Here is an 8,966-nt window from a genome sequence, read left to right as displayed (position 1 = left end):
CGGTCCGCTCCCCGACGCCGACGTCACCGACCCCGCCGGCATCCGCAGCACGCCCAGCATCTCCCGCAGCTCCGTCAGCGCCTGCCGCCCCATGTCCCCGACCAGCGCCGCGTTCCGCGCCGCCTTCTCCGGATCGTTGAGCGCCACCCGCTCCAGCGCCGCCGCGTGCACCACCATCAGACTCACCCGGTGCGCCACCACGTCGTGCATCTCCCGCGCGATCCGCGTGCGCTCCTCACGCCGCGCCCACACCGCGCGCTCCTCCGCCCGCTCCGCCAGCAGCGACAACTCCCGCTCCAGCCCGTCCGCCCGCTCCCGCAGACTCTCCACGAGCCGGCGCCGCGCGCCCACGTACAGCCCGAACAGCAGCGGCGGCAGCGTCACCCCCACCGACATCAGCAGGGCGACGAGCGCGGCCAGCACGAACGGCGAGTCCCGGTCGTGCTCCTCGAAGGTCTGGTACATCTGCACGAACGTGACAATGATCACGGCAGACACGGACATCCCGGCCAGCGCCGCGGTGATACGCCGGGGGATGTCGGAGGCGGCCAGCGTGTAGAGGCCGACGATGTTCAGCAGGAAGCCCATCTCCGCGGGCGTGACGGCCATGGCCACCAGCACCGGGACGATCGGCCACCGCCGCCGCAGCACGAGCGCGCTCCCCGCGACGACCCCCAGCACGATCCCGAACCCCACCGGCAGCCCGGCATCCCGCGAGAACGGCACCCCCTGCACCGCACACTCCGCGGCCGACGCCAGCGCCAGCACCACATCCAGCACCATCGACCGGCGCCGCGCCCACCACCAGACCGGCCTCCGCCCCCCGGAGACCTCGCTCACGGCTTCCCCCGACGCGGTCATACCAACCAGCGTAAGGGCCGATCGCGCGGGAACAGGCTCCGGGTTCAACAGCACGCAACGCGTTCGAACGCACACGAAACCGCCAGGTAAGCACCGAACTGGTGAATCGACCGAATATTCGCATCCGCCGCCCCGGCCCCCGGCGAGGCTGGTCGCCATGACCCACGCACCACAACGCCGCCCGGGCGACGGCACGGGCGGCCTGCTCACCGGCACGGCGACCTTCGAGGACCTACGCGACCGGGCGGTGGCCCTGCGCAGGGAGGGCCTGAGCCGCAGACAGATCCGCGACCACCTGAAAGTCGGCAACAACGACCTGCTCAACCGCCTCCTGGAAGGCGAACCGCCCCCGGAGTGGACGAAGCGCCCGCGGGCGAAGGACGACCTGCGGGCAAGGGCCCGCGAACTGCGGAGGCAGGGCAGGACGTACGACCAGATCCAACTGGAGCTGGGCTGCTCGAAAAGCTCGATCTCCCTGTGGGTACGCGACCTCCCGAAGCCGCCGCCCCGCACCCGCGAGGAGGCGTCGGCGATCGCGCGGCGCGGCTGGGAGGCGACGCTGCGCAGACGGGAGACGGAGAGACAGCGGACGAAGGACGCGGCGACCCGCGAGATCGGCCGGCTCACCGACAGGGAGCTGTTCCTGGTCGGCGTGGGCCTCTACTGGTCCGAGGGGACCAAGAGCAAGCCCCACCGGCGTGACGAGTCGGCGGTCTTCGTCAACAGCGACCCCGACATGATCACGCTCTACCTCGCCTGGCTGCTGCTACTCGGCATCGAACCCGAGCGGTTGCGTTTCCGCCTGATGATCCACGAGTCCGCGGACGTGGGCGCGGCCGAACGCTTCTGGGCCGGGCACGTGGGCGGCGACCCGTCCCACTTCGACAGGACGACCCTCAAGAAGCACAATCCGGCAACCGTGCGCAAGAACGTGGGTGAGGGCTACCGGGGCTGCCTCGTGGTGCGCGTCCTGCAAGGTGCGGATCTCTACCGTCGCATTGAGGGGTGGTGGTACGGCATAGTGGTGGCCGCCAGGCAGCGGACCGAGGAACTGTCCGTTTTGGCCTGATTAGCCATCCCCTGTGGTGTAATCGGCAACACGGGTCACTTTGGATGATTTGTTCCTGGTTCGAGTCCAGGCAGGGGAGCCTACGAATCGACTTCCGGCCCCGGCAATCGCCGGGGCCCGTTTGCATTACCCCCGCGTACCCCCTCGGTATCCTGCCCGTATCCCCGATTCCGCCTGCGTAAGGACACCTCACGTGACCGCGAACCGCCCCGCAGCCGTCGTCGTACTCGCCGCGGGCGAAGGCACCCGTATGAAGTCCGCGACCCCCAAGGTCCTGCACCGCATCTGTGGTCGCTCGCTCGTCGGGCACGTCGTCGCCGCCGCCGGAGAGCTGGACCCCGAGCATCTCGTCGTCGTCGTGGGGCACGGCCGGGAGGCCGTCAGCGCGCATCTCGGGGAGATCGCGCCCCACGCGCGGGCCGTGGTGCAGGAGCAGCAGAACGGGACCGGGCACGCCGTGCGGATCGCGTTGGAGGAGTTGGCCGGGGACGGGGTGGCGCTGGACGGGACCGTGGTGGTGGTGTGCGGTGACACGCCGCTGCTGGCCGGGGAGACCCTGGGCCGGCTGGCCGGGGCGCATGCCGCCGACGGGAACGCCGTGACCGTGCTGACCGCGGAGGTGCCGGACGCGACCGGGTACGGGCGGATCGTGCGGGAGGGCGCGACGGGGGCCGTGACGGGGATCGTGGAGCACAAGGACGCCTCGGCGGCGCAGCGGGAAATCCGGGAGATCAATTCGGGGGTGTTCGCGTTCGACGCGAAGCTGCTGGCGTCGGCGTTGACGCAGGTGCGGCGGGACAACAGTCAGGGTGAGGAGTATCTGACCGATGTGCTGGGGATCCTGCGTTCGGCGGGTCACCGGGTGGGTGCGTCGTCGGCTGCCGATCACCGGGAGATCCTGGGCATCAACAACCGTGTGCAGTTGGCGGAGGCGCGCCGGCTGCTGAACGACAGTCTGCTGCGTGACGCGATGCTGGCGGGGGTGACGGTGGTGGATCCGGCGTCGACGTGGTTGGACGTGGGGGTGGCGTTCGAGCCGGATGCGGTGGTGCTGCCGCAGACGCAGCTGCTGGGGGCGACGCGGCTGGGGGCGGGTGCCGAGGTGGGGCCGGGGTGCACGTTGACGGACACGGTGGTGGGTGCGGGGGCGCGGGTGCTCAACACGGTTGCGGACGGGGCGGAGATCGGTGCGGGGGCGAGTGTGGGTCCGTACACGTATCTGCGGGCGGGGACGCGGCTGGGCGCGGGGGCCAAGGCGGGGACGTATGTGGAGATGAAGAACGCGGATGTGGGTGCGGGGACGAAGGTGCCGCATCTGTCGTATGTGGGGGACGCGACGATCGGCGAGTACACGAACATCGGTGCCGCGAGTGTGTTCGTCAACTACGACGGGGTGGCGAAGCATCACACGACGATCGGGAGTCATTGCCGTACGGGTGCGGACAACATGCTTGTTGCGCCGGTCACAATCGGGGATGGCGCGTATACGGCCGCGGGGTCGGTGATCACGAAGGATGTGCCGCCGGGTTCGCTGGCGGTGGCGCGGGGTCAGCAGCGCAACATCGAGGGCTGGGTGGCCCGTAAGCGGCCGGGGAGTGCGGCGGCGCGGGCGGCGGAGGCGGCGCGCGGGGAGGGTGCGGAGGGGGACGAGGGGCCCGGTCAGGCGGGGTGAGGGCGTGGGTGGTGGGGGCGTTCGGGGCGTACGGTGAGTAGGACATCCGACCGGCCGCCCGCCCGGCCGCCTGCCCCGATACCGAGGAGAACGTGCTGTGACCGGGATCAAGACGACCGGCCAGAAGAAGCTGATGCTTTTCACCGGCCGTGGCTACCCCGAGCTTGCCGAGGAGGTCGCGCACCAGTTGGGTGTGGGCCTCGTACCTACGAAGGCGTTCGACTTCGCCAATGGTGAGATCTACGTCCGTTTCCAGGAGTCGGCGCGGGGGGCCGACTGTTTTGTGATGCAGAGTCACACGACGCCCATCAATCAGTGGATCATGGAACAGATGATCATGGTGGATGCGCTGAAACGTGCCTCCGCGCGGAGCATCACCGCGATCGTCCCCTTCTACGGCTATGCGCGCCAGGACAAGAAGCACCGGGGCCGGGAGCCGATTTCGGCGCGGCTGATCGCGGATCTGCTGAAGACGGCGGGTGCGGACCGGATCCTGACGGTGGATCTGCACACGGATCAGATCCAGGGTTTCTTCGACGGCCCGGTGGACCACCTGTTCGCGCTGCCGGTGCTGGCGGACTACGTGGCGTCGAAGACGGACCGGTCGAAGCTGACGGTGGTCTCGCCGGACGCGGGGCGGGTGCGGGTGGCGGACCGGTGGGGCGACCGGCTGGGTGCGCCGCTGGCGATCGTGCACAAGCGCCGGGATCCGGATGTGGCGAACCAGGTGACGGTGCACGAGGTCGTCGGGCACGTGGCCGGCCGGGTGTGCGTGCTGGTGGACGACATGGTGGACACCGGGGGCACGATCTGTGCGGCGGCGGACGCGTTGTTCGCGAACGGTGCGGAGGACGTGATCGTGGCGGCGACGCACGGGGTGCTGTCGGGTCCCGCGGGTGACCGGTTGAAGGGGTCGAAGGTCAGCGAGTTCATTTTCACGAACACGCTGCCGACGGCGAGCGAGTTGGAGCTGGACAAGATCACGGTGCTGTCGATGGCGCCGGTGCTGGCGCGGGCGGTGCGCGAGGTGTTCGAGGACGGGTCGGTGACCAGCCTCTTCGACGAGCACGCGTAGCCGTTCCGCAGAAGATCGACTTGGGGCGGCCTCCCGCCGCCGGGTAGACTCCCGGAGTTGCTCGGCGAGGGAGGCCGCCCCGGTTCGTCCGGTTCCGGTTCGGTGCTCCGTTATCGACGCGCTCTTCGTAGCAGGCCGATTGCGGCCGGGTGACCGTCCCGTCAGCTTCACCTACTGCGAGGAGTGCAGTCATGGCCGAGTACAAGATCGCCGCGGAGCCGCGGACCGAGACCGGCAAGGGCGCGGCCCGCCGGCTGCGGCGCGAGGACAAGGTTCCGGGTGTCATCTACGGCCACGGCGCCGAGCCGCGGCACGTGGCGCTGCCGAGCTACAACCTGCTGATGGCGCTGAAGACGTCGAACGTGCTGATCAGCCTGGAGATGGGCGGCAAGTCCGAGCTGGTCATCCCGAAGGACGTGCAGCGGGACCCGCTGCGTACCGGGGTGCTCAAGCACGTGGACCTGCTGGTCGTGAAGCGCGGCGAGAAGGTCACCGTGGAGGTGCCGATCCAGGTCGAGGGCGATCTGGCGCCGGGCCAGAACCTGCTGGAGCACACGCTGCACGCGCTGCCGGTGGAGGCCGAGGCGACGAACATCCCGGAGTCCGTGACGGTGAGCGTCGAGGGCCTGGAGGCGGGTGCCACGGTGGCGGCGAAGGACGTGAAGCTGCCGGCCGGGGTGACGCTGGCGGTGGACGGCGAGGACCCGGTGCTGCACGTGGTCTCGCCGCAGGCGGAGGAGCCGGCGGCGGAGGGCGAGGCGGCCGAGGGCGAGGCCGCGGGCGACGAGGGCAAGTCGGAGGAGTGAGGGGGCGGGGGGCGGGTCGTACGGGCCCGCCCCCCGTTTCCTTACGGGCAGGCACACGTATCCCGGGAGGGCCGGCAGATGTCGGACGCAGCGCAGCCGTGGCTCGTCGTGGGTCTGGGCAATCCGGGCCCGGGGTACGCGGGCAACCGGCACAACGTGGGGTTCATGGTCGCGGATCTGCTGGCGGAGCGCGTCGGCGGCCGGTTCAAGGCGCACAAGGCGCGGGCGCAGGTGGTGGAGGCGCGGCTGGGTCCGCCGGGGCCGGCGAGCCGGCGGATCGTGCTGGCGAAGCCGATGACGTACATGAACCTGTCGGGGGGGCCGGTCGGGGCGCTGGCGGGTTTCTACAAGGTGCCGCTGGAGCGGATGGTCGTCGTCCATGACGAGCTGGATCTGGAGTACGGCACGCTGCGGCTGAAGCTCGGCGGCGGGGACAACGGGCACAACGGGCTGAAGTCGCTGTCGAAGTCGCTGGGCCGGGAGTATCTGCGGGTGCGGTTCGGTGTGGGGCGGCCGCCGGGGCGGATGGAGGTGGCGGACTACGTGCTGAAGGACTTCTCCGCCGCGGAGCGCAAGGATCTCGACTACTTCGTGGACCGCACGGCGGATGCCGTGGAGGCGCTGGTCGCGGAGGGCCTGGAGCGGGCCCAGAACACGTACAACGGCTGACCGGGGCCGGGGGGCCGGAGCCGATCAGGGGCGCAACCCCCGCCCGGCGCCTGACGCGCCCTGCGGGACCGCCCACCGCGCCGTGCGCAGCACGGTCACGGTGGGCGGGTCAAACGCCGCCCGGACCGGTGGTCACCCCGTGTTGCGGAGGCCCGCGGCGACGCCGTTGACCGTCAGGAGCAGTGCCCGGCCCAGCAGGGGGTCCGGGGCCTCGCCGCGTTCGGCGGCTTCGCGCTGCCGGCCGAGCAGCGTGACCTGGAGGTACGAGATCGGGTCGAGGTAGGCGTCGCGGATGCGGAACGTCTGCTGGAGCACCGGGTTGGCCTCCAGCAGCTCCGTCTCGCCGGTGATGCGCAGCACCTCGCTGACGGTCAGTTCGTGTTCGGCCTCGATGGCGGCGTAGATGTGCTTCAGCTCGTCGGGCACGAGGGTGTCGACGTAGTGCTGGGCGATCCGCAGGTCGGTCTTGGCGAGGGTCATCTCGACGTTGGCGAGGAAGTTGCGGAAGAAGTGCCAGTGCTCGTACGCCTCGTCCACGACGGCGTCGAGTCCGGCCTCGCGTGCGGCGCGGAGCCCGGAGCCGACGCCGAACCAGCCGGGGACGATCTGCCGGGACTGGGTCCAGCCGAAGACCCAGGGGATGGCGCGCAGCCCGTCGAGGCCCGCGCCGGTGTCGGGGCGGCGGGAGGGCCGGGAGCCGAGGTGCAGTTCGGCGAGCTGGTCGACGGGGGTGGAGGCGAAGAAGTAGGCCGGCAGGTCGGGGTCGTCGACGAGCCTGCGGTACGCGGCGTGGGCGGCGTCGGAGACGACGTCCATGGCGGCGTCCCAGCGGGTGAGCGCCTCGACGGACTGCCGGGGCGCGGTGTGCAGGGCGGATGCCTGGAGGGTGGCGGCGACGGTCAGTTCGAGGTTCTCCCGGGCCAGGGACGGCACGAGGTACTTGTCGGAGATGACCTCGCCCTGCTCGGTGACCTTGATCTCGCCTTCGAGGGTGCCCCAGGGCTGGGCGAGGATCGCGTCGTGGGTGGGGCCGCCGCCGCGGCCGACGGTGCCGCCGCGGCCGTGGAAGAGGCGCAGCCGTACGCCGTGCCGGTGGGCGACGTCGCGCAGCCGGCGCTGGGCGCGGTGGATCTCCCACTGGGAGGTGGTGATGCCGCCGAACTTGGAGGAGTCGGAGTAGCCGAGCATGACCTCCTGGACGTCGCCGCGCAGGGAGACGAGCCGCCGGTAGGAGGGGTCGGAGAGCATGGCGTCGAGGAGGTCGTCGGCGATCTTCAGTTCGTCGGTGGTCTCCAGCAGCGGCACGATGCCGATCTTCGCCCAGCCGGCGTGCAGGTCGACGAGGCCGGCCTCGCGGGCGAGGACGGCGGCGGCGAAGACGTCGTCGGCGCCCTGGCACATGGAGATGATGTACGACTCGATGACCTCGGGGCCGAAGGCGTCGATGGCCTTCTTGACGGTTTCGAAGACGCCGAGGGTCTTGGTGCCGGCCTCGTCGAGGGGCGCGGGGGTGGGGGCCAGCGGGCGGCGGGAGCGCAGTTCCCTGGCGAGGAGGCCGCGGCGGTAGTCGCGGGGCATGTCGAGGTAGCGCCAGGACTCCTCGCCGAGCCGGTCGAAGAGCTGGCCGAGGGCGTGGTGGTGGGCGTCGGCGTGTTCGCGTACGTCCATGGTGGCGAGCTGGAGGCCGAAGGCGGCGATGGTGCGGATGGTGCGTTCGAGACGGCCGTCGGCGACGAGGGAGCCGCGGTGGGCGCGCAGCGAGGTCTGGACGAGGGTGAGTTCGTCGATGAGCTGCGTGGTGCCGAGGTAGTCGCGGCCGGGCACGTGGGCGCTGCCGTCGGCGAGGCGGCGGCGGGTGTTGAGGAGCTTCTGGCGGATGCAGGTGGCCTTGAGCCGGTAGGGCTCCTCGGCGTTGAGCCGCTTGTAGCGGGGGCTGATCTCGGGGAGCAGCTCCAGGTCGTGCTGGACGGAGGCGAGGAGTTCGTCGGTGGCGCCGCCGTTGCGGATGGAGTTGGACAGGGCGGAGCGGAGGTCGTCGACGTGGCCGATGGCCTCGGTGATGCCGTGTTCGTGCTGGAGGAGGAGTACGTCCCAGGTGACCTGGGGGGTGACGTTGGGGTTGCCGTCGCGGTCGCCGCCGATCCAGGTGCCGAAGGTCAGCGGGCGGGTGCCGGGCGGCAGTACGGCGGACTGGTCGACGCCGACGCGCTCCAGTTCGGCGGCGAGGTCTTCGAGGACGTCGCCGACGGCGCCGCGGTTGAGCTCGTCGAGGTAGTAGATGGCGTTGCGGGCCTCGTCGGCGGGCTCGGGGCGGACGACGCGCAGTTCGTCGGTCTGCCAGATGAGGTCGATGTCCTCGGCGAGGCGGCGGTCGCAGCGGCGGCGGTCGGCGGCGGACTTGCCCTCGTCGGCTTCGAGGAGGCGGGCGACGTCGCGCAGCTTGGTGAGGACGGAGCGGCGGGCGGCCTCGGTGGGGTGCGCGGTGAAGACGGGGCGTACGCCGAGGCTGGCGATGGTCTCGCGCAGGTGGGCGGGGTCGGCGTCCTTGAGCATGTCGGCGGTGCGGGCGAGGTTGCCGCCCTCCGCGGCGCGGCGGGCGCGGAACTCGCGGCCGCGGTGCACCTGCTCGGTGACGTTGGCGAGGTGGAAGTAGGTGGAGAAGGCGCGCACGAGCCGGGCGGCGGTCTCCAGGTCGACGGTGCGCAGCAGCTCGGCGGCGGCCTCGCCGTCGGTGCGGGTGAGGGCGCGTACGCGCTCGACGAGTTCCAGCAGTTCCGGCCCGTCCTGGCGGACGAGGGTCTCGCCGAGCAGGTC

The 8,966-nt window shown here is 71.1% G+C and carries 7 protein-coding genes and 1 tRNA gene; 6 read left to right on the top strand and 2 right to left on the bottom strand.

Annotated elements, in window-relative coordinates; translation table 11 throughout:
* The coding region (locus H5J30_RS09705; protein WP_181786997.1) for a sensor histidine kinase at positions 1-861 on the bottom strand (861 nt) is incomplete at its 3' end.
* A gap of 157 nt (positions 862-1,018) precedes the next feature.
* On the opposite strand from H5J30_RS09705, the gene H5J30_RS09700 reads away from it, so the two are divergent.
* From H5J30_RS09700 to pth, 6 genes are all read left to right on the top strand, one after another.
* A complete protein-coding gene (locus tag H5J30_RS09700; RefSeq protein WP_181786995.1) occupies positions 1,019-1,930 on the top strand; it encodes a hypothetical protein in 912 nt (303 codons plus the stop codon).
* Positions 1,931-1,937: 7 nt separating this feature from the next.
* Positions 1,938-2,009 (top strand) — tRNA-Gln (locus H5J30_RS09695).
* Between the two features lie 114 nt (positions 2,010-2,123).
* Positions 2,124-3,602 (top strand): bifunctional UDP-N-acetylglucosamine diphosphorylase/glucosamine-1-phosphate N-acetyltransferase GlmU, encoded by a 1,479-nt coding sequence (glmU, locus tag H5J30_RS09690; RefSeq protein ID WP_181786993.1) that lies wholly within the window; start codon positions 2,124-2,126, stop codon positions 3,600-3,602.
* 97 nt (positions 3,603-3,699) lie between these two features.
* Entirely contained in the window at positions 3,700-4,677 is a 978-nt protein-coding gene (locus H5J30_RS09685) for a ribose-phosphate diphosphokinase (RefSeq protein WP_181786991.1), read from the top strand.
* 191 nt (positions 4,678-4,868) lie between these two features.
* Positions 4,869-5,483, top strand: a complete 615-nt coding sequence (locus tag H5J30_RS09680; protein ID WP_181786989.1) for a 50S ribosomal protein L25/general stress protein Ctc — start codon at positions 4,869-4,871, stop codon at positions 5,481-5,483.
* A 78-nt stretch (positions 5,484-5,561) separates the two neighbouring features.
* A complete protein-coding gene (gene pth, locus H5J30_RS09675; RefSeq protein ID WP_181786987.1) occupies positions 5,562-6,152 on the top strand; it encodes an aminoacyl-tRNA hydrolase in 591 nt (196 codons plus the stop codon).
* Between the two features lie 132 nt (positions 6,153-6,284).
* Here the strand turns inward: pth and ppc are convergent.
* A partial coding sequence (gene ppc / locus H5J30_RS09670) for a phosphoenolpyruvate carboxylase (protein WP_181786985.1) occupies positions 6,285-8,966 on the bottom strand: 2,682 nt, incomplete at its 5' end.

The sequence above is a fragment of the Streptomyces phytophilus genome (assembly GCF_013870535.1).
GTDB lineage: Bacteria > Actinomycetota > Actinomycetes > Streptomycetales > Streptomycetaceae > Streptomyces > Streptomyces phytophilus.
Note: the sequence above shows the minus strand (reverse complement) of the source record. Positions and strands in the feature narration are given on the sequence as shown.